Below are 20,004 nucleotides of genomic sequence, written 5' to 3' on the forward strand. Positions count from 1 at the left end.
GATTCCACCGGCGGCGCACGGAGTGTCGGGCGGCTCAGGCGTCGCCGCCCGCCAGGATCTCGAAGGCGGTCGGTTCGTCGATCGCGCGCGAGAGCAGCGGCACCGCCTGGACCTTCACGTCGAAGTCCGACAGCGCCCGCCGGTAGTAGCCCGCGCCGTCCCATTCGGTCACCACGGTCCACAGGGTCGGGTCGTCGGCGGCGCGGCCGATCCGGTGGCCCCGGAACCCCGGGCGGCGCGAGAGCGCGTCCACGGCGGTGGCGGCGTCGGTCTGGAAGGCCGCGGTGTCGGCCTCGGGCACGGAGTAGCGGGTGATGACGATCACGCCGCCATTCAACCGCACGGGAGGCGGGGACGCGCCGGCGCCCCGGGAACGGGTCCCGGGGCGCCGGTCGGTCGCCACCGCGGGTCAGGCCCCGCCGAAGACCCGGTCGACCACACGCGCGGCGGCGCGGCCGTCGTCCAGCGGGCAGAACTGGTCGACGAAGGCCCGGTAGGCCCCGCCGTGCCGCTCGGCGACGTCGTCGATGTCCAGCAGCGCGCCGATGACGTCGTCGGACCGGGTCAGCAGCGGCCCGGGCGCGGTCTCCTCGAAGTCGAAGTAGAACCCGCGCAGGTTGTCCCGGTAGCTCTCCAGGTCGTAGGTGAAGAAGAGCATCGGGCGGCCGGTGTTGGCGAAGTCGAACATCATCGACGAGTAGTCCGTGACGAGCACGTCGGTGATGAGGAACAGCTCCATGATCTCCGGGTACAGCGACACGTCGTAGACGAAGTCCTCACCCACGATCGGCACGCTGTCGACCACCCTCGGGTGCCGCCGCACCAGCAGCACGTGGTCGTCGCCGAGCTTCTCGTACATCCGGCGCAGGTCCAGGTGCAGGTCCAGCTTGTGCTTGCCGCGCGTGTAGTACTTGTCGTCCCGCCACGTGGGCGCGTACAGCACGACCCGCTTGCCCTCGGGCAGGCCGAGGCGGCGGCGCGTCCGCTCGGCGATCCGCTCCCTGTCGGGTGCGAAGAAGATGTCGTTGCGCGGGTAGCCGGTCTCCAGGATCTCGCCCTCGAACCGGAACGCGCTGCGCAGGATCGGCGTCGCCCACGGGCTGGGCGAGACCAGGTAGTCCCACTGCCGGGTCTCCCACGCGAGCTTGTCGAAGTAGTCGCGCGACTTGCCCCGGATGTTCTCCACGTCGAAGCCGATGCGCTTGAGCATCGACCCGTGCCAGGTCTGCACGACCACCTGGTCGGGGTGGCGGTGGAACCAGGCCGGCTCGCGGGAGTTGGTCACCAGGAAGCGGCTGCGCGCGAGCGCCTCGTAGTACTCGCGGCCCCGGAGCCGCACCGGAGACAGGTCCTCGGGCAGGCTCACCTGGCCGTCGGCGACCAGCCAGGACATCGGGTAGTCCGCCCACCGCTCGCGACGGCGCAGCTCGGCGTAGACGCTCTGCGGGCTGTCGGAGTACTGGCGGCCGGTGTAGGTGTCGAAGAGGATGCCCTCGGTGATCGGCTCGCGCCGCTGGGCGGGGTAGAACGTCTCGCGCAGCTGGCGCTGGGCGAAGGCGCCGCGCTCGGCCGGGCGCAGGTCGCTGCCCACCCTCAGCACGGGGATGCCCCGGCCCTGGTAGGCGAGCGTGTAGTCGCGCTCGCCGGTCTCCATCCGCACGGGCATCTCGGCGATGAGGGCGTCGGTGAACTCCACCCCCACGTCCGTCGCCCCGCCCTGGACGGCGCCGCCGTCGGCGACCCGGCCCCACAGCTGGTAGGAGCCGGCGGGCAGGGACAGGTCGCCGGAGAGCGTGGTGATGTCGGCCGGGGAGAGGAGCGCCTTGAAGCGGGATCCGGTCCGCTCCACCCGGAGCTCGTGCTCCTCGTCGCGACCGCGCGCCCTGGCGACGATCCGCAGGGTGGCGTCGGCGGTGAACTCGCCCTCCAGGACCAGGACGCGTCCCTCCCAGCGGGCGGCGCCCACCATGGGTCGGGCGTGTCCGGCACGCAGCTTGACGAAGCCGGTCGCGGTGCGCTGGACGGCCAGCTCCTGGTGGGTGCCCTCGGAGGCGTAGGCGGTGGTGGCCACCTGGTCGGGCAGGACGATGGGCACCGTCGCCCCGCCCGGGGTGAGCAGGTGCGCGTCCCACTCCTCCTGGCGGATCACGCCGCCGCACTCGCTGACGGCGCGGTCGAACAGCTCGTCGGCGCCGACCCGGACGGTGAAGTGACCGCCGTGGACGGCGACGGGGTAGGTGAGCACGGCCGTGCCGGGGCGCCGGACCAGACGCAGGCGATCGGCCTCGGCGGCCGGCGCGGCGACCAGTTCGCCGTCCAGCTCCAGCTCACCGCGGTGGGCGTCGAAGCGGTGGCCGCCGATCCGGGCGCGCGCCGGGTCGACGCTGACCACCAGCTGGCGGTCCCGGTTCCACTGCGGCCGGACCCACACGTCCGCGTCCACCTGGTGGTAGCCGGGGCGCTCGGGGGGTCCGGGGACGGGGCCGGCCACGATGCGGCGGCGGGTCAGCCCCCGGTTGAGGACGACCAGCTCCACCTTCCACTCGCCGGGCTCCCAGCGGCCCGCGGTACGGAGCTTGCGGGGGTCCAGGACGACGGTGAAGCCGCCGTAGTCGTGGCGGGCGGCGTCGGCGACGTCGGGCAGGCGGTACTCCGCGGCCAGGCGTGTGCGCACGGGCAGGCGGACGCGGCGGCGGCTGCCCGTGTCGACCGCGAAGGCGACGACGTGCTGCTGCCACCGCTTGCGGGCGCGCAGGTGGCGGATGCCGACCCGGCCGCTGATGTGCAGGCGGCCGTCCTTCCAGTGGATGTCCTCGGTCTTCTGCCGCACCTTGAGTTCGTCGTCGAGGCGGTACACCTCGCGGGGCACGGCCCTGGCCGGGTCCTCGGACTCGAAGAACGGGTAGCGGACGTAGTAGCCCAGACCGCGCCGGACGACGTCGGCCTTCTTGAGCTCCACGCTGCGCGCGAACGTGACCACCTCGATCACGTCGTCCGCGCGGCCCTGGCGCACGAGGTGGTGCAGGAGCCGGTGCAGGGCGCGCAGTCCCTTGGGGACACCGGGCGAGACGTGGTCGAGGAAGGAGGCGAGCAGCGCGACGATCGCGGTGCGCACCGGTGCCTCGGCGTCGTCCAGGCGCATGACCAGCTGGTGCAGCTCGCCCTGGAGGAGGGTGCGGTCCCACAGGTCGCGGTCGGCGGCGGGCAGGGTCTCGGCCAGGTCGCGCATCGCGGTGACGCGGCGGGTGAGGACGTCGGCGTCGAGCGCGATCGGGGCGCGCTCACGCTCGCGGACGAGCAGGACGGGGGCCGGCAGGACGTCGACCGCGCGGGCGGACAGGACGGCGCGGCGCAGGCCGAGGTCGGCGTCCTCGGGGGCCAGCCCCCTGTCGGGCAGGGACTCCCAGAACTCCCGGCGCCAGAGCTTGTTGCCCACGGTGCGGTCGGAGGCCAGCGTGGGGACCGAGCGGGGGTCCTCGGCCATGCGGGGACGCGTCCCGTACCTGCGGTGGGCCTTGGACTGGGCGGCGCCGAGTTCGTTGAACTGGTAGGCGTTGCCGACGACGAGGTCGGACCCGGTGTCGGCGGCGGTGCGCGCCAGGTAGGCCAGCGCGTATCCGGTCAGCGCGTCGGCGCCGTCGAGGAAGAGCAGGTGCGTGCCGGTCGCGGCGGCGGCGCCGCGTGCGCGGGCGGCGGTCGGGTCGGGGGCGGGGTCGCCGCCGACGAGGGTCGCCGTGATGCCGGGCGGAGGGGAGGCCGCGAAGGAGACGGCGGTGGCGAGGGCGTCCTCGCGGGTGGACTCGACGGACTCGTCGCTGTCGTCGCCCTCCTCCTCACCCTGAGGCGAGGCGTCGGTGTCGGCGTCCTCGGAGCCGTCCTCGTCGGACGGGTCGTCCTCGCTCCCGGGGCGCGCGTCGCCGGGGCGCTCGTCGTGCCCTCCGCGCACCGGGACGAGGACGACCTGGAGGTCGACGTCCGGGCGGGGATCGGCCACCGCCTCGGTGCGGTCCCCGTCGCGTTGGCGCGACAGGGAGTCGAGGCAGTGCTGCAGGTGTGGCTCGGTGACGTCGAACGTCACGATGACGGTGGGTTCGGGCACGGAAGTAGACACACTCCGGAGGGTTCGCTGCGGCGGGCAACGGGCGGGCACCGGCTGACACGGGCCGCTCTGTCAGACGACCACCCACCGAATCTAGATGATCACCGACCCCGCGCGTGCCAGGTCGGGCCGCCCGTGGGAGCGGCGGCGCGGCGGGAGGGCGCACGACGGCCGGGGAGCGCGCCCGTTCCCGGCGCCGCGCCAGGGACCTGCACTAGGGTCGAACAGAACAAGTATCACAGGCGCCGGGGCACCGTGCCCCACGGTGTGGCGGCGGGCCGGGGCACCGGGTCGCCGCACCGGCCCGCAGGCCTCCACGGGAACGAGGAACGCACGGCGATGGTCTCCCCCGAACACGGCGAGGAACGGCGGCGCGGCACCGGACGCCCCCTCCCCGACGGTGACTCCCTCCACACTCCGGGCGCGGGCCGGTTGCGCCGGGCGGTCGAGGCACGCAGCGCGGTGCTGCTGGTGTGGCTGTACCAGTGCCCCCGCTGGTTGCCGCCGCTGGTGCTGGGCGTGCTGTTCATCGCGGGCCTGACGGCCCCGTGGTGGATCGGCGCTCCGTGCCTGCTCCTGGTGCTCGTGTTCCTGCTGTGGCTGGCCTACGTGGCGTGGCCGTCCCTGAACTCCCGGCAGCGGGCCCCGCGCGTGCTCATGGCCGTGGTGGTGGCGGTCCTGGCCGTCGCCCGTCTCCTCGGATTCTGAGACGGACGCCACTCCCCGCCGCCCTCCACCGCCCTCAACGGACGCCTCCGGCGCGGCACCCCTCTCCCATTTTTGACAATCATTTTCATTTTCTCCATACTGAGACCGTGTCAGACCAGTTCACAAGGGACGGGAAGCGGTCCCCAGACGCCCCTCCCGCCTTCCAGGTGCTCGGCGCCCGCGTGGCCTACGACGGAGACCCCGTCCTCGACGGGCTGAGCCTCGACCTGCACGCGGGCCAGACCACGGCCGTCCTGGGGCCCAACGGCTCGGGCAAGTCGACGCTCATGCGCGCGCTGCTCGGGATCGTGCCGCTCTCCGACGGCGAGGTCCGGGTGCACGGCAGCCCGCTGCGCCGCTTCCGCTCCTGGAACCGGATCGGCTACGTCCCGCAGCGGCTCACCGCCGGCGGCGCGGTCCCCGCGACCGTGCGGGAGATCGTCGCCTCCGGGCAGGTCGCCGCGCGCGGCCGCCTCTCCCTGTTCCCCAGCCGCTCCGACCGCGCCGCCGTGCACGAGGCCCTGGAGGCGGTCGGGCTGGCCGACCGCGCCCGCGACTCCGTGCGCGAGCTCTCCGGCGGACAGCAGCAGCGCGTGCTCATCGCCCGTGCCCTGGCCGGACGCCCCGACACGTTCGTCATGGACGAACCGATGGCTGGCGTGGACGCGGAGAACCAGCGCGCGCTCGCCCGGACCATCACGCACCTGCGCGACCGGGGCTCCACCGTGGTCCTGGTCCTGCACGAGCTGGGCCCGCTGGAGGACGTCATCGAACGCGCCGTCGTCCTCGGGCACGGGCGCGTCGTCCACGACGGCCGGGCGCCCGCCGCGACCGGCGAGTGCGCGCGCCCGGGCCACGAGCACCAGCACCCCCACCCCGACCCCAACGACCCCGACCCCCGCGCGGCGGCGGCCACGGACGGCGCGCCCGCGGACCTGATCCGACTCGAGGTGCCCGGACGTGACTGAACTGCTCCAGTACGAGTTCATGCGGCGCGCGCTGATCGCCGCCATGCTCGTGGGCCTGGTCACACCGGTCGTCGGCACGTTCCTCGTCCAGCGCCGTCTGGCGCTGCTGGGCGACGGCATCGGCCACGTCGCCCTCACCGGCGTGGCCCTGGGGCTGCTCACCAGCACCTCGCCCGTGCTCACCGCGGCCGTCGTGGCGACGCTGGGGGCCATCGTCATGGAACTGGTGCGGGTGCGGACCCGGGCCAGCGGCGAGGTGGCCCTGGCGCTGCTCTTCTACGGCGGGATCGCCGGCGGCGTACTGCTGATCAACCTCACGCCCGGCGCGAGCAACGCCACGCTGACCTCCTACCTCTTCGGTTCGGTGAGCACCGTCGAACAGCAGGACCTGTGGTTCGTCGGCGCGCTGGCCGCGGGGGTGGTCGCGGTCGTCGCGCTCTTCGGCCGTGAGCTGTTCGTGCTGTGCCAGGACGAGGAGGTGGCCCGGGCGCACGGCCTTCCGGTGCGGTTCCTGAGCGTCCTCCTCGCGGTGACGGCCGCGCTGACCGTGGTCATCGCCATGCGCGTGGTGGGCGTGCTCATGGTCAGCGCGCTGCTGATCGTGCCGGTGGCCGCCGCGCAGCAGCTGACCCGGAGCTTCCGGGTGACCATGGCCCTGGCCGTGGTGATCGGACTGCTCTCCTCGTTGGGCGGGCTGACCACGGCCTTCTACGCCGACCTGGCTCCCGGCGCCACGATCGTCATCCTCGCGTTGGCGGTGTTCTGCGCGGCGGTGGCCGTCGGAGGGCTCCTGGGCCGCCGGTCCCGGAGGCGCACCTCGGCCGCCCGCGGACCCGAGGGGGCCGCCCCGGCCGGTACGATGCCCCAGACCGATCGGGGGAGGGTGAGGAAATGAGTACGCGTCGCGAGACGGTCCGCCAGGCGCTGACCGGGTCCACCGGTTTCCGCAGTGCGCAGGACCTGTACGCGGACCTGCGCGCCGAGGGTTCCAAGATCGGCCTGACCACCGTCTACCGCGCGCTCCAGGCGCTGAGCGACTCCGGTGAGGTGGACGTGCTGCGCACCGACGACGGCGAGGCCGTCTACCGGGCGTGCGACAGCGAACAGCACCACCACCACCTCGTGTGCCGGAAGTGCGCCACCGCCGTGGAGATCGAGGGTCCGGCCGTGGAGGAGTGGGCGGCCGAGGTGGGCGCCAGGCACGGGTTCACCGGGGTGACGCACACCGTCGAGGTCTTCGGGACCTGCGCCGAGTGCGCGCGTTCGTGAGCTGATTCCGGGGTGCTACGGACGACGCGTCCCGTCCCGTCTCCGTCCCGCACGTTCGGCGAGGCGGGTCCAGCGCTCCGGGAACGAGGCGCGGTCGCGTAGCGCCGCGGGGCTCGGAACGCGGCGCGCCGCCCCGGGGCGGCTCCCGAGGCGGCGCGGTCGGTCGGCGGGTCCGCTCACTCCGTGCGGTCGGAGCGGCGGCACGGCTCCAGGGTGGGCCGCTTGGGCCGCACGCCGTCGCCGGAGGAGCGTCCGGTCAGGCGGCGGTGGATCCACGGCACGAGGAACTCGCGGGCCCAGTGCAGGTCCTCCTGGCGGGCGCTGCGCCAGTCGCGCGGCTCGGCCGGAGGCCAGGGCTCGTTCCAGTCGCCGGTCACGGGCACGCCGAGCACCTCGCACACGCGCAGCGCCAGCCTGCGATGGCCCTCCGCGGACAGGTGGAGGCGGTCCCAGTTCCAGGCGCGGGAGTCGGAGAGGATCCGCATGCTCCACACGTCCACGACGTCGCAGCCGTACTGGTCGGCGACGTGGCGCATGTGCATGTTGTACGTGGCGATCTTGCCGCGCAGGTGGCGCATGACCGGCTGCCAGTTGGTGTCGAAGCCGGTGAAGACGACCACGCGCGCGCCGGTGGCGCGCAGTTCGGCCACCATCGCCTCGAAGTCGCGCACGACCCGGTCGGGGTCGCTGCCGGGGCGGATGATGTCGTTGCCGCCCGCGCACAGGGTGACCAGGTCGGGGGACATCTCGACCGCCCTGGGCACCTGCTCGGACCGGATCTGGCCGATGAGCCTGCCGCGCACGGCGAGATTGGCGTAGCGCACCTCGCCCGCGTGCTCGGCCAGGTGCTCGGCCACCCGGTCGGCCCAGCCGCGGTACCGGCCGTTGGGCACACTGTCGCTGTCCGGGTACGGGTCGCTCATGCCCTCGGTGAAGCTGTCACCGAGGGCGACGTAGGACAGGATGTCCCGGTTCGTGAGATCACTGTTCCCAAAGCCGCTCATGGTGCACGATCATGCAACTTTGGGCCATGGTTACGCGACAGTAGGTTGATGGTTTGTCCGGTTTTGCGGGGGACGTCACACGGATTCGGATTCCGGCCGCTCCACGGCTCCCCGGACGACCGGTGCCAGCTCGGGCCGCTTGGCGGTGACGTCGTCTCCGGAGGAGCGCCCGGTCAGGCGACGGCCGATCCACGGCGCCAGCGACTCCCGGGCCCAGGTCAGGTCCTCCCTGCGCGCCTGGGTCCAGCTGACCGGCTCCCGGTCCGGCCACGGCTCGTCCCAACGCCGCCCGGTGGGCGCCCCGACCACCTCGGCGACGCGCAGCGCCAGTCTGCGGTGCCCCTCGGAGGACATGTGCAGGCGGTCGGCGTCCCAGGCGCGCGGATCGGTGAGGACTCGCATCGACCACTGGTCGACGAGCAGGCAGCCGCGGGCGTCGGCGATCGCGCGCACGTTCATGTAGTAGCGGGCGAACAGGCCGATGCCGCCGCGCATGTACCCCGTCGAGACGTTGACCCCGGTGAACAGGATGACCTCGGAGCCGCGCGACCGCAGCCGTCCCACGGCGTGGTCGAGGACGCGGGCCATGCGCTCGGGGTCGCCGCCGGGGCGCAGCAGGTCGTTGCCGCCCGCGCACAGGCTGACCAGGTCCGGCGCCATGTCCAGCGCCACGGGCAGCTGGTCGGTGATGATCTGGCGCATGAGCTTGCCGCGCACGGCCAGGTTGGCGTAGCGCACCTCGCCCACGTGGTCGGCGAGGTGTTCGGCCAGGCGGTCGGCCCAGCCCCGGAAGACTCCGTCCGGGTAGGGGTCGCCCACGCCCTCGGTGAAGCTGTCGCCCACCGCGACGTAGGACATGCCTGGACGCACGAGCGGGGCGCCGTCCGCACCCGTCGCGGCGGTCACCGGGACTCTCCCGGAACCGGGTTGGGCACGGCGCCGCCGTAGCGGCGGTCGCGGCCGGCGAACGTCTCGCAGGCGCGCCACAGGTCGCGGCGGTCGAAGTCGGGCCAGAGCGTGTCCAGGAAGACGAACTCGGCGTACGCGGACTGCCACAGGAGGAAGTTGGAGGTCCGCTGCTCCCCGGACGAGCGCACGAACAGGTCGACGTCGGGCACGTGCGGCGCGTACAGCTCGCGCGCGATGGCGTCCTCGCTGATCTTCTCCGGGGAGATCCGCCCGTCGGCCGCCTTGCGGGCGAGCGCGCGCACGGCGTCGGTGATCTCGGCCCGGCCCCCGTAGTTCACGCAGAACTGGAGGGTGAGTCGGGTGTTGTCCCGCGTCATCTCCTCCGCGTCCTGGAGTTCCTTGATGACGCTCTTCCACAGCCGTCCGGCACGACCGGCCCACGTCACGCGCACGCCGCGGGCGTGCAGCTCGTCGCGGCGGCGGCGGATGGTGTCCCGGTTGAAGCCCAGGAGGAAGCGCACCTCGTCGGGAGAGCGCTTCCAGTTCTCCGTGGAGAACGCGTAGGCGGACAGGTAGGGGATGCCCAGCTCCAGGGCGCCCTCGATGACGTCGAAGAGGGAGGACTCCCCCGCCTTGTGCCCCTCGGTCCGGGGCAGACCGCGTTCCTTGGCCCAGCGCCCGTTGCCGTCCATGACCACGGCCACGTGCCGGGGCACCAGGTCCGCGGGCAGCTCCGGCGGGCGCGCCCCGCTCGGGTGCGGGACGGGCTCGGTGTACTCCCGCCGGTTTCCGGTGTCGAAGCTGAACAGGCTCAAGAACGCTCCACGTGCCGCAGTGATCGGATTCCGTTCTCCAGGTGCCACTGCAGGTAGGCCGCGACCAACCCGCTGCACTCGGAACGGTGCCCTCCCCCGCTGGCGTCCGCGCTGTCCCAGTCGCCCTCGAGCAGCGCCGTCATCAGGCGCAGCGTCTCGACGGACGGGTGCACGGCGCCGTGGGGACGGCACACCGAGCAGACCATACCGCCAGCGTGGACCGCGAACGCGCGGTGCTCCCCCCGGCTGCCGCAGCGGGCGCACTCCCCCAGGGCCGGGGCGTACCCGGCGACGGCCAGCGACCGGAGCAGGTAGGCGTCCAGGACCATCCGGGCGTCGTGCGATCCCTCGCCCAGGACGCGCAGGGCACCGACGAGCAGGAGGAACTGGCGCAGCGCCGGATCCTTCTCCACGGCGACGATCTTCTCGGCGGTCTCCAGCATCGCGGTGGCCGCGGTGTAGCGGGCGTAGTCGTGCACGACCGCCTCACCGTAGGAGCGCACGGTCTCGGCCTGGGTGATCACGTCCAGTGTGCGGCCGGTGTAGAGCTGCACGTCGACGTGGGTGCACGGTTCGAGACGGGCGCCGAAGCGCGACTTGGTGCGGCGCACCCCCTTGCCGACGGCGCGGACCAGTCCGGTGCGCCGCGTCAGCAGGGTGACGATGCGGTCGGCCTCGCCCAGCTTCTGGTTGCGCAGGACGACGCCCTCGTCGCGATAGAGACTCACCCCTCCATTCTCACGGATCCCACCGTCCCTCCGCACATCCGGCCGCGGGGAGGCGACCACCACGACCAGCTTTATTACGGTTTGGATTCCCTTTTCGAGACATTTGCTCTACTCTCACGCGCTAAGTGCTCCGCGACGGGCTCCCCACGCCCGAGAGTGGCGCCCGGTGTCCAGGAACCAGGAACGGGCCGCCCCGAGGCGCGGAGCCACCCGGCCGCACACACGCACAGGCGCGGCCGAGGGGATCCCCCGGTGACCGTCCCCACGACACGCGGCCACCCCCCATCCGCACCCGCACGGAAGGTAGAGCGACATGGCACGAGGCCGCCGAGGCAGGCGTAGGGCGAGCGCTCACGGACGGGGCTCGGGACGCGGCGGACGGCGCCGTCCGCTGCCCTTGGTAGCGGGTCTGGCGGCGGTGCCCGTCGGACTGACCCTCGCCGGAACCCTCCTGGTCACCGACCTGGGCGATCAGATCAACCCGCTGAGCTCATCCGGCGGCGCCCCGACCGCCGGACAGATCGGGGACGCCGTGGCGGACGACTCCGCGGTCCCCGCCACCGTGACCGACGACGACTTCTTCGAGACCCCGACCGCCACGCCGCGGGAGGGCCGGACCGACTCCTCGGAGCCCGCGACCGCCCGCGCCACGGCCTCCGACGCCCCCGCCGACGACACGGACGCCGACAGCGGCCGTTCGGAGTCCGGGGGCGGCTCGGGCGACTCGGGCTCCGGCGGCGGAAGCGGAGGCGACGGGGGTGGGGGCGGCTCCACCCCGGAGACCCCGCTGAGCGGTCCGGAGGTCGACCAGGTCGTACAACTGGTCAACGCCGAGCGGGCCGAGGCCGGATGCGGGCCGCTGCGCGTGGACGACCGGCTGACGGCCGCCGCCCAGGAGCACAGCGAGGACATGGACGCCCGGAACTACATGGCGCACCAGAGCCCCGAGGGCGAGGGGCCGGGCGACCGGGCCGAGCGCCACGGGTACGACTCGTGGGGCGCGGAGAACGTCGCCAAGGGCCAGACCAGCCCCGAGCAGGTGATGGACGCCTGGATGAACAGCCCGGGGCACCGCGCCAACATCCTCAACTGCGACCTCGTCGCGATCGGGGTCGGCGAGTCGGGCAACGCCTGGACCCAGCTCTTCGGCTGGGTGTAGCCGCGCGTTCGACGAACGGGCCGCGCGCGGACACGCGTCCGCCCCGGCACACCCGCGCGGCGGGCGTCCGGGGCGGACCGGTGGGTCAGGCGCGGGCGATCGCGCTGCACACGGCCTTCAGCGAGGCCGTCGTGATGCTGTTGTGGATGCCGACACCCCACACGACCGCGCCGTCGATCTCGGCCTCCACGTAGGCGGCGGCGCGGGCGTCGCCGTCCCCGCCCAGCGAGTGCTCGACGTAGTCCATGACGCGGACCTTGACGTCGACGTCGGTCAGGGCGTCGCAGAACGCCGAGATCGGGCCGTTGCCGGTTCCGGTCAGCTCGCGGATCTCGCCGTTGACGCGGGCGTCGGCCTCGATCCGGTAGGTGCCGTCCTCGGCCGTGGTGGACCGGTGCGCCAGGACCGCGACCGACCCGGAGTCGGCCAGGTAGGTGCGGGAGAAGATCTCCCAGATGCGCTCGGCCGAGAACTCGCCGCCCTCGGCGTCGGTGTGCTCCTGGATGACCCGGGAGAACTCGATCTGCAGGCGGCGCGGCATGTCCAGCGAGTGGTCGCGCTGCATGATGTAGGAGACGCCGCCCTTGCCGGACTGGCTGTTGACGCGGATGACCGCCTCGTAGTTGCGGCCCACGTCCTTGGGGTCGATGGGCAGGTAGGGCACGTCCCAGGCGTACGCGTCGACCGGGGTCCCGGCCGCGGCGGCCTCCGCCTCCAGGGCGGTGAAGCCCTTCTTGATGGCGTCCTGGTGGGAGCCGGAGAAGGCGGTGTAGACCAGGTCGCCGCCGTAGGGGTGGCGCGGAGCGACGGGCAGCTGGGTGCAGTGCTCGACCGTGCGGCGGATCTCGTCGATCTCGGAGAAGTCGATCCTGGGGTCGACGCCCTGGCTGAACAGGTTCAGGCCCAGGGTGACCAGGCAGACGTTGCCGGTGCGCTCGCCGTGCCCGAACAGGCAGCCCTCGACGCGGTCCGCACCGGCCATGACGGCCAGCTCGGCGGAGGCCACGCCGGTGCCGCGGTCGTTGTGCGGGTGGACCGACACCACCACGTGCTCGCGGCGGCTCAGGTTGCGGCTCATCCACTCGATCTGGTCGGCGTAGACGTTGGGGGTGGCGCGCTCGACCGTGGCGGGCAGGTTCAGGATGATCTCGCGTCCGGGGCCGGGCCGCCAGACGTCCATGACGGCCTCGCAGACCTCCAGGGCGAAGTCCAGTTCGGTGTCGACGAAGATCTCGGGCGAGTACTCGTAGCCGAAGTACTCGGTCTGGCCCAGGTACTGCTCGGCGAAGCGCATGACGTGCCGGGTGCCCTCGACGGCGATGTCCTTGCACTGCTCGCGGTCGACGCGGAAGACCACGCGGCGGAAGGTCGGGGCGGTGGCGTTGTACAGGTGGACGGTGGAGCGCTTGGCGCCGACCAGGCTCTGCACGGTGCGCTCGATCAGGTCCTCGCGGGCCTGGGTCAGCACCGAGATCTGGACGTCGTCGGGGATCAGGTCGCCCTCGATCAGCGACCGTACGAAGTCGAAGTCGGTCTGGCTGGCGGCGGGGAAGCCGACCTCGATCTCCTTGTAGCCCATCTTGACCAGCAGCTCGAACATCTCGCGCTTGCGCTCGGCGTCCATCGGCTCGATCAGCGACTGGTTGCCGTCGCGCAGATCGGTGGACAGCCACCGGGGCGCCTCGGTGATCGTCTTCGACGGCCACGTGCGGTCGGGCAGGTCGACCGGCTGGAAGGGCTGATAACGCTGGAAGGGCATGGGACTGGGCTGCTGCTGCGGCACCATCGGGTGTCTCCTGAAGGATCTGCTGGCGTGAGGTCAGTGGCCGACCATGGCAAGCCGAAGTCCCGCGGCGAGGGAGCCGACCGTCTAACGACCCCCGCCGCGGCCACTAAGGAGAAGCAGCTCGCGCAGCATAGTGGTCGCCACGCTAGCAGAGTGCTCCGGAATGCTGGTACTCGACGTCCACATCCTGGGACACCATGCGCGTGGCCTGGTTCCCTGTCGTGGAAACGGTGGCATCGCGTGGGAATGGCGGCGTCGCGGCCGTAACCCGTTCACTACGACCGCGACGCCTGTCTGTTTGTTCCCCGGAGGGACACCGGTCCCCCGGCCCGTTACGCCTCGGGCAGGGGCTCGAACTCCTTGACCGCGTCGATGGCGGGGCCGTGCGGCGTGTTCGCCTCGCGCTCGATCATGATCTCGACCAGAACCGGACGCGAGGTGGCCTTGGCCTCCTTGCGCGCCCACTCCAGGGCGTCCCGGATCTCGTCCGGGTCGGCGACCCGGCGGCCGGAGCAGCCGTAGGCCTCCATGATCTTGACGTTGTCGGTGCCGAACTCGTCGTAGTGGATGTCGACCTGGTAGTTCATCTCGTACGGGAGCGAGGCCTGGCGGATGAGGCCCAGGTACTCGTTGTTGATCATGATGATCACGTACGGGACGTCGTACTGCGCGGCGACGGCCAGCTCTTCCACCATGTACTGGAAGCCGTAGTCGCCGACGATGCCGACGACCTCGGCGTCCGGCTCGGTGTTCTTGAGCGCCTTCTTGACACCGATGGCGGCCGGGATCTCCCAGCCCAGCGGGCCCGCCTGGCCGCAGATCTGGTAGTGGCGCGGCTTGTAGGCCTTCTGGTGCTGGCCGCCCCAGATCTGGTAGAGGCCGATCGCGGTGACGAAGTAGGTGTCGGCGTCGAAGACCTCGTTGATCTCCTTGTAGACGCGCGGCGCCTTGATCGGCACGGTGTCGAAGTCCTCGCGGCGGGTCAGCGTCCGCTTGAGCTCGTTCACCCGGTCCACCCACGGCTGGACCTCGGCCCTGCGGCCCCGCGCCCGGGCGGTCTCCAGGAGCGCGGACAGGAACAGCTTGGCGTCGGAGACCACGCCCAGGTCCGGCTCGAAGACCCGGCCGATCTGGGTCGGCTCGATGTCGACGTGGATGAACTTCCGGTCGCCCCGGTAGACGTCGATCTGGCCGGTGTGGCGGTCGCCGAAGCGCGCGCCGACCGCCAGGACCAGGTCGGACTCCAGGAAGGAGGCGTTGCCGTAGCGCTGGGAGGTCTGGACACCGGTCATGCCGGAGTAGAGCGGGCTGTCCTCGTCGAAGGAGCCCTTGCCCATGAGCGTGACCTGGACGGGGACGTTCAGGTACTCGGCGAGTTCCCTGAGCTCCTCGGAGGCCTCGGACAGGATCACACCGCCGCCGGACAGCAGGAGCGGGCGCTCGGCGGCCAGCAGCAGGTCCAGGGCGCGCTCGACGCGCGGCTGGTGCGGCTCGACGGCGTTGATCCTCAGGGGCGCGTCGATGGACGGGTCGTACTCGATGACCTGCTTGGCCACGTCCAGCGGGATGTCGATCAGGACGGGGCCGGGACGGCCCTCCTGGGCGACGCGGAAGGCCTCGCGGAAGATCCAGGGGGCGGTGGCCGCCTCCCTGATCTGCACGGCCCACTTGGTCACGGGCTTGGCGATCTCGACGATGTCGACCGCCTGGAAGCCCTCCTTGTCCAGCAGGGAGGTCATGGCCTGGCCGGTGATGCAGACGATCGGCACGGAGTCCGCCATCGCCGTGTACAGACCGGTGATCATGTTGGTGCCGGCGGGACCGGAGGTGCCGATGGCGACACCCACCTTGCCGGTGGTGCGCGACCACCCGTCCGCCATGTGGGTGGCGCCCTCCTCGTGGCGGACGGTCAGGTGCTCGATGCCGCCGACCTCCTCCATCGCCTTGTAGAGCGGCAGGATGGCGGCGCCGGGGCAGCCGAACGCGGTGTCCACGCCTTCGTCCTTGAGGACCTCGATGACGGCGTTCATCGCGGGCATCTGTACCATTTGAAGCGAACCCTTCAGTGCTAGGGGGGTTGACGGATTCCGCCGGCGGGACCCAGGGTGCGGCCAACACCCGAGGCCGCCGTCAGCCACGCGGATCACACGTAAGACGTGGGTACGGCAGGCCGGTACCGCCGGCGGAAGCCCATTTCCAGGTGGCCGTTACTCGGTGCGGCCGGACAGCTGCTCGACGATCTTCAGCAGCGCGGAGTGGTCGAGCCCGCCGTGGCCCTGGTGCTTGAGGGCGCCGACGAACTGGGCCACCTGGGCGCCCAGCGGAATCGCCACGCCGGCCTCGCGGGCGGCGGTGGTCACGATCTTCATGTCCTTGTCGTGCAGCGCGATCCGGAAGCCGGGCTGGAACTCGCGCTTGCGCATGGCCTCGCCCTTGCGCGCCATCACGGTGCTGCCCGCGAGCCCGCCGCCGAGGACCTCCAGGCCCGCCTCGGTGTCGACGCCGTGCGCCTCCAGGAAGACGAGGGCCTCGGCCACGAGCTGGATGTTGCCCGCGACGATGAGCTGGTTGGCGGCCTTGACGGTCTGACCGGCGCCGTTGGGGCCGACCAGGACCGGGGTGGTGCCGAGGACGTCGAAGATCGGCTTGGCCGTGTCGAAGTCCTCCTTCGCGCCGCCGACCATGATGGACAGCTTGGCCTCGATGGCGCCCGCCTCACCGCCGGAGACCGGGGCGTCCAGGACGCGGAAGCCGCGCTCGGCGCCGGTCTCGGCGAGGGTGCGGGTGACGTCCGGACGGATGCTGCTCATGTCGATGACCAGGGCTCCGGCCTCGGCGTTGTCGTAGACGCCGCCCTCTCCGGTGAGGACCTCCTCCACCTGGGGGGAGTCCGGGACCATCGTGATGACGACGTCGGCGCCGGCCACGGCCTCGGCGATGTTGCCCGCACCCTTGCCGCCTGCCGCGACGAGCTTGTCGATCGCGGCCTGGTCCAGGTTGTAACCGGTGACGCTGTACCCGGCCCTGACCAGGTTGGTGGCCATGGGCAGGCCCATGATCCCGAGTCCGATGAAGGCGATGTTGCTGTTGGCGGGCATGTCCGCCCCTTTCGTGGTCTGTCGTCTGCGGGTGTGTGGAACGCGTCCGGGTGGTGCGGCCGCCCGCCCCGAGGGCGTGCGGGGCGGACGGCCGACGGCGGTCGCCGCGTGCGGCGGCCGCCCGTCTGGGACGGGGCTGGTCAGCGGTTCAGCCAGCCGAAGCTCTCGGCGGAGGGCACGGTCGGCTTGTACTCCAGACCGACCAGGCCGCGGTAGCCGCGGGCCTCGGCCTCGGTGAGGAGTTCGTCGAGGGGCAGCGACCCGGTGCCGGGCTCGCCCCGGCCGGGGGCGTCGGCGATCTGGATGTGGCCGAACTCGGCGGCGTGGTCCCGCACGACCGCGGCCACGTCGTCGCCGTTGACCGCCAGGTGGAAGAAGTCGGCGAGGAACGCGACGTTGGCGGCCCCGGCCTCCTTGACCTCGGCCACGAACGCGAGGGCGTCGGCGGCCGTCTTGAGCGGGTAGTCCTCGGAGCCGCTGATCGGCTCGACGAGCACGGTGCCGCCGACCTTGGCCACGGCGTTCGCCGCGGCGACCGTGTTCTCCAGGGCCAGGCGGTCCTGCTCGGCCGGGTCCACGCCCTCCTGGCGCAGGCCGTAGAGGGCGTTGAAGCCCGTGGTGCCGGTGCGCTCGGCGATGCGCGCGACGACCTCGGTGTTGGCCTTGAACTCGTCGCTGCGGGAGGGCTGGGACAGGACGCCGCGGTCGGGACCGGGAAGGGCGCCGGCGAAGAAGTTGAGGCCGCTCAGCCGGACACCGGCGTCGTCGATCGCGGAGACGAAGGCGTCGATCTCGTCCTGCGCGGGCGTCGCGCTCTCGAACGGCCACCAGAACTCCACCGCGTGGAAGCCCGCGTCGCGCGCGGCCCTGGGGCGTTCGTTGATGGGGAGCTCGGTGAACAGCAGCGAGCAGTTCACCGTGTAGCCCAGCGCGTGGCTCATGCTTGGCCTCCGTCACCTTGTGTTCCGCGATGCGGAAAGTAGTTTTCACTTGAAGGAATAATCAGAGTGTGCGCCCCCAGCGTGACCTTGTCAACCACCCGATGCGCCCCGGATCGCCGAACGTCCGCCGCCGACCCGCCCACGAGCCCCGCACACTCCACCCGCCCCGCACGTTCCACCGGGAAGATCGCCCGATCTTCGTGCGGGAGCACGAAACTCGGACTTTTTCGACAATCCCCCCTTGCCAGTGTTGACAAGATCACACGGTCTGGAGTTAGAGTCCCTCCATCCGCCATACGGAAACAACCCTCTGCACTACGAAAAATGCCCGGTGACTCTGTGGGAACATCCGAGTGCCGTGAGCGGGGTAGGGACCCCTCACGGGAGTGACCGCACACCGGACACGGGGAGAGAACACATGCCCGAGACCAACGCGCGAGAGCCGGACGGGGCCGCCGATCCGGGTCTCGCGCGCCTGAACGCCCTGTCACGGGACGACCTGCGCGTCGAACTCGCCCAGGTCCTCGACATCGACCGCTGGGTCGACGCCGTGGCCGGGCAGGCGCCCTACGCCGACCGGCACGCCCTCACCGAACTCGCCGACAAGCACGCGCGCGGGATCACCGGGGACGAGGTCGCCTCCGCGCTGGCCCGCCACCCGCGCATCGGGGAGAAGGCCGAGGGGAGGGGAACCGAGGCACGGTGGTCGCGCGGCGAGCAGTCCGCGTTCGCCGCCGACACCGACGACGCGTCCCTGCGCGTGCAGCGGATCTTCGAGTTCGCCCAGGGCGAGTACGAGGAACGGTTCGGGCAGATCTACCTGGTCTGCGCCAGCGGCCGTTCCAGCCGCGCGCTGCTGGCCGACCTCGTCGCGCGACTCGACAACGACCTCTCCAGCGAGCTGCGGGTGGTCGCCGAGGAACTGCGCAAGATCGCCGGACTACGACTCGACAAACTCCTGGACGCCGCATGAGCCACGTGACCACGCACATCCTCGACGCGTCGCTGGGCCGCCCCGCCCGCGACGTCCCGGTCCGCCTGGAGGGCGCCGCCGACGCGGAACGCACCTCGTGGAAGACCGTCGCCGAGGGCCGCACCGACGACGACGGCCGCGTTCCCGACCTGGGGCCCGACCGGCTCGCCGCCGGCTGCTACCGGGTCGTCTTCGACACGGCGGCCTACTTCGCCGCCACCGGTCAGACGGGCTTCTACCCGGAGGTCACCGTCGTCTTCGACCTGGCTGACGAGGACGCGCACTACCACGTGCCGCTCCTGCTGAGCCCGTTCGCCTACTCGACCTACCGGGGTTCCTAGGGCCCGGTCGGATCCGCCGAGAAGGGAGCACGACACGACCCGAATCCCCCAGCGCTGACCACGAACCTCTTCGAGTGCGTGACAGGTCCTTCCGCATGTCCACAGCGGTCCTCCCTCGTGCGCACGGCGCGGGCGCGCGGCGCCCGGCGCGAAACGACGTCATGTACACACATGGGATGGAGTACGCCCTGATGGGTATCCGACTCGGAGACAACCAGTACGGCAAGGCCGAGGTGCGCCTCGTCCACGTCAACCGCGACACCGCGGTCCACCAGATCAAGGACGTCAACGTCACCTCGCAGCTGCGCGGCGACCTGGAGACCGTCCACACCGTCGGCGACAACAGCACGTGCCTGCCGACCGACACCCAGAAGAACACCGTCTACGCCAAGGCCAGGGAGTGGGGCGGCGTCGGCGCCATCGAGGACTTCGCGCTCGGGCTCGCGCGCCACTTCGTCGACGAGCACGAGTACGTGTCCGGCGCGCGCCAGGAGATCCAGGAGTACTCCTGGGAGCGGATCGCCACCGCGCACGGCCCGCACGACCACGCCTTCTCCCGCAGCGGCGCGGAGACCCGCACCACCGTGGTCAACAAGGACGGCGACCGGGAGTGGGTGGTATCCGGCTTCGAGGGCCTGACCGTCCTCAAGTCCACCGGGTCCGAGTTCCACGGCTACCCGAAGACCAAGTACACCACCCTCAAGGAGACGGACGACCGGATCCTCGCCACGGACGTCACCGCCCGCTGGCGCTACGTCGGCACGGACCTGGAGTTCGACAAGCTCTACTCCTCCATCCGCGCCATCTGCCTCGAGGCGTTCGCCGAGACGCACAGCCTCGCCCTCCAGCAGACGCTGTACGAGATGGGCAAGGCCGTCCTGGAGGCGCACCCCGAGGTCGCCGAGATCAGGTTCTCCATGCCGAACAACCACCACTTCCTGGTGGACCTGTCGCCGTTCGGCCTGGACAACCCGAACGAGGTCTTCTTCGCCGCCGACCGCCCCTACGGCAAGATCGAGGCCACGGTCGAGCGCGACGACGCTCCCGACGCCGGTGACGCCTGGAAGGCCGTCCCCGGCTTCGTGTAGGAAGCCCACGCGTCCCGGGGTCCGTCAGGGCGTGTGCGGTGGATGCCGCCCGTCGCGCAGCAGGGCAGGTGCCCGCCACGCGCGCCCGGACAGCCCGTCGGACCCCGGTTCCCGCCGC

18 protein-coding genes are annotated in these 20,004 nt (G+C 71.8%); 8 read left to right on the forward strand and 10 right to left on the reverse strand.

Features of this window, described 5'->3' with window-relative positions; translation table 11 throughout:
- Nucleotides 1-34 precede the first annotated feature (34 nt).
- Entirely contained in the window at nucleotides 35-325 is a 291-nt protein-coding gene (locus ACIBFB_RS03405; RefSeq protein WP_397225711.1) for an antibiotic biosynthesis monooxygenase family protein, read from the reverse strand.
- Between the two features lie 84 nt (nucleotides 326-409).
- On the reverse strand, nucleotides 410-4,099 hold the full coding sequence (locus tag ACIBFB_RS03410; protein ID WP_397226415.1) for a CDP-glycerol glycerophosphotransferase family protein: 3,690 nt from the start codon (nucleotides 4,097-4,099) through the stop codon (nucleotides 410-412).
- Between the two features lie 339 nt (nucleotides 4,100-4,438).
- On the opposite strand from ACIBFB_RS03410, the gene ACIBFB_RS03415 reads away from it, so the two are divergent.
- From ACIBFB_RS03415 to ACIBFB_RS03430, 4 genes are all read left to right on the forward strand, one after another.
- Nucleotides 4,439-4,807, forward strand: coding sequence for a DUF6703 family protein (locus ACIBFB_RS03415; protein ID WP_397225713.1), 369 nt, complete (start codon nucleotides 4,439-4,441; stop codon nucleotides 4,805-4,807).
- 107 nt (nucleotides 4,808-4,914) lie between these two features.
- Nucleotides 4,915-5,775: a metal ABC transporter ATP-binding protein gene (locus ACIBFB_RS03420; protein ID WP_397225715.1), complete on the forward strand. Its 861-nt coding sequence runs from the start codon at nucleotides 4,915-4,917 to the stop codon at nucleotides 5,773-5,775.
- On the forward strand, nucleotides 5,768-6,670 hold the full coding sequence (locus ACIBFB_RS03425; protein ID WP_397225717.1) for a metal ABC transporter permease: 903 nt from the start codon (nucleotides 5,768-5,770) through the stop codon (nucleotides 6,668-6,670). The genes ACIBFB_RS03420 and ACIBFB_RS03425 overlap by 8 nt, the downstream gene beginning before the upstream one ends.
- On the forward strand, nucleotides 6,667-7,044 hold the full coding sequence (locus tag ACIBFB_RS03430) for a Fur family transcriptional regulator (RefSeq protein WP_397225719.1): 378 nt from the start codon (nucleotides 6,667-6,669) through the stop codon (nucleotides 7,042-7,044). The genes ACIBFB_RS03425 and ACIBFB_RS03430 overlap by 4 nt, the downstream gene beginning before the upstream one ends.
- A 176-nt stretch (nucleotides 7,045-7,220) precedes the next feature.
- Here ACIBFB_RS03430 and ACIBFB_RS03435 read toward each other — a convergent pair whose 3' ends face one another.
- The 4 genes from ACIBFB_RS03435 to recO all read right to left on the reverse strand — a co-directional run bounded on the left by ACIBFB_RS03435 (nucleotide 7,221) and on the right by recO (nucleotide 10,500).
- A complete protein-coding gene (locus ACIBFB_RS03435; RefSeq protein ID WP_397225721.1) occupies nucleotides 7,221-8,048 on the reverse strand; it encodes an SGNH/GDSL hydrolase family protein in 828 nt (275 codons plus the stop codon).
- A gap of 75 nt (nucleotides 8,049-8,123) precedes the next feature.
- Nucleotides 8,124-8,906, reverse strand: a complete 783-nt coding sequence (locus tag ACIBFB_RS03440; protein ID WP_397226417.1) for an SGNH/GDSL hydrolase family protein — start codon at nucleotides 8,904-8,906, stop codon at nucleotides 8,124-8,126.
- A gap of 44 nt (nucleotides 8,907-8,950) precedes the next feature.
- Nucleotides 8,951-9,772, reverse strand: coding sequence for an isoprenyl transferase (locus ACIBFB_RS03445; RefSeq protein WP_397225723.1), 822 nt, complete (start codon nucleotides 9,770-9,772; stop codon nucleotides 8,951-8,953).
- Nucleotides 9,769-10,500 (reverse strand): DNA repair protein RecO, encoded by a 732-nt coding sequence (gene recO / locus ACIBFB_RS03450; protein WP_397225725.1) that lies wholly within the window; start codon nucleotides 10,498-10,500, stop codon nucleotides 9,769-9,771. The genes ACIBFB_RS03445 and recO overlap by 4 nt, the downstream gene beginning before the upstream one ends.
- Before the next feature lie 313 nt (nucleotides 10,501-10,813).
- On the opposite strand from recO, the gene ACIBFB_RS03455 reads away from it, so the two are divergent.
- Complete coding sequence (locus tag ACIBFB_RS03455; protein WP_397225727.1) at nucleotides 10,814-11,659, forward strand: CAP domain-containing protein; 846 nt, start codon at nucleotides 10,814-10,816, stop codon at nucleotides 11,657-11,659.
- A gap of 85 nt (nucleotides 11,660-11,744) precedes the next feature.
- On the opposite strand, the gene leuA is transcribed toward ACIBFB_RS03455, so the two are convergent.
- The 4 genes from leuA to ACIBFB_RS03475 form a co-directional block, all read right to left on the reverse strand.
- Complete coding sequence (leuA, locus tag ACIBFB_RS03460) at nucleotides 11,745-13,445, reverse strand: 2-isopropylmalate synthase (protein WP_397225729.1); 1,701 nt, start codon at nucleotides 13,443-13,445, stop codon at nucleotides 11,745-11,747.
- A 332-nt stretch (nucleotides 13,446-13,777) separates the two neighbouring features.
- Complete coding sequence (gene gcl, locus ACIBFB_RS03465) at nucleotides 13,778-15,493, reverse strand: glyoxylate carboligase (protein WP_397225731.1); 1,716 nt, start codon at nucleotides 15,491-15,493, stop codon at nucleotides 13,778-13,780.
- A 159-nt stretch (nucleotides 15,494-15,652) separates the two neighbouring features.
- A complete protein-coding gene (locus tag ACIBFB_RS03470) occupies nucleotides 15,653-16,543 on the reverse strand; it encodes a 2-hydroxy-3-oxopropionate reductase (protein ID WP_397225733.1) in 891 nt (296 codons plus the stop codon).
- 140 nt (nucleotides 16,544-16,683) lie between these two features.
- Nucleotides 16,684-17,484 carry a hydroxypyruvate isomerase family protein gene (locus ACIBFB_RS03475; RefSeq protein WP_397225735.1) on the reverse strand — a complete coding sequence of 267 codons (801 nt, stop codon included), beginning with the start codon at nucleotides 17,482-17,484 and terminating at the stop codon, nucleotides 16,684-16,686.
- Nucleotides 17,485-17,902: 418 nt separating this feature from the next.
- Between ACIBFB_RS03475 and uraD the strand changes: the two genes are divergently transcribed.
- The 3 genes from uraD to pucL all read left to right on the forward strand — a co-directional run bounded on the left by uraD (nucleotide 17,903) and on the right by pucL (nucleotide 19,886).
- Nucleotides 17,903-18,457, forward strand: coding sequence for a 2-oxo-4-hydroxy-4-carboxy-5-ureidoimidazoline decarboxylase (gene uraD / locus ACIBFB_RS03480; protein WP_397225737.1), 555 nt, complete (start codon nucleotides 17,903-17,905; stop codon nucleotides 18,455-18,457).
- The gene (gene uraH, locus ACIBFB_RS03485; protein ID WP_397225739.1) at nucleotides 18,454-18,798 is read left to right on the forward strand and encodes a hydroxyisourate hydrolase; all 345 of its coding nucleotides are present in this window, start codon (nucleotides 18,454-18,456) and stop codon (nucleotides 18,796-18,798) included. The genes uraD and uraH overlap by 4 nt, the downstream gene beginning before the upstream one ends.
- A 191-nt stretch (nucleotides 18,799-18,989) precedes the next feature.
- Nucleotides 18,990-19,886 carry a factor-independent urate hydroxylase gene (pucL, locus tag ACIBFB_RS03490; protein ID WP_397225741.1) on the forward strand — a complete coding sequence of 299 codons (897 nt, stop codon included), beginning with the start codon at nucleotides 18,990-18,992 and terminating at the stop codon, nucleotides 19,884-19,886.
- Nucleotides 19,887-20,004 lie beyond the last annotated feature (118 nt).

Source organism: Nocardiopsis sp. NPDC050513, from assembly GCF_044457925.1.
GTDB lineage: Bacteria > Actinomycetota > Actinomycetes > Streptosporangiales > Streptosporangiaceae > Nocardiopsis.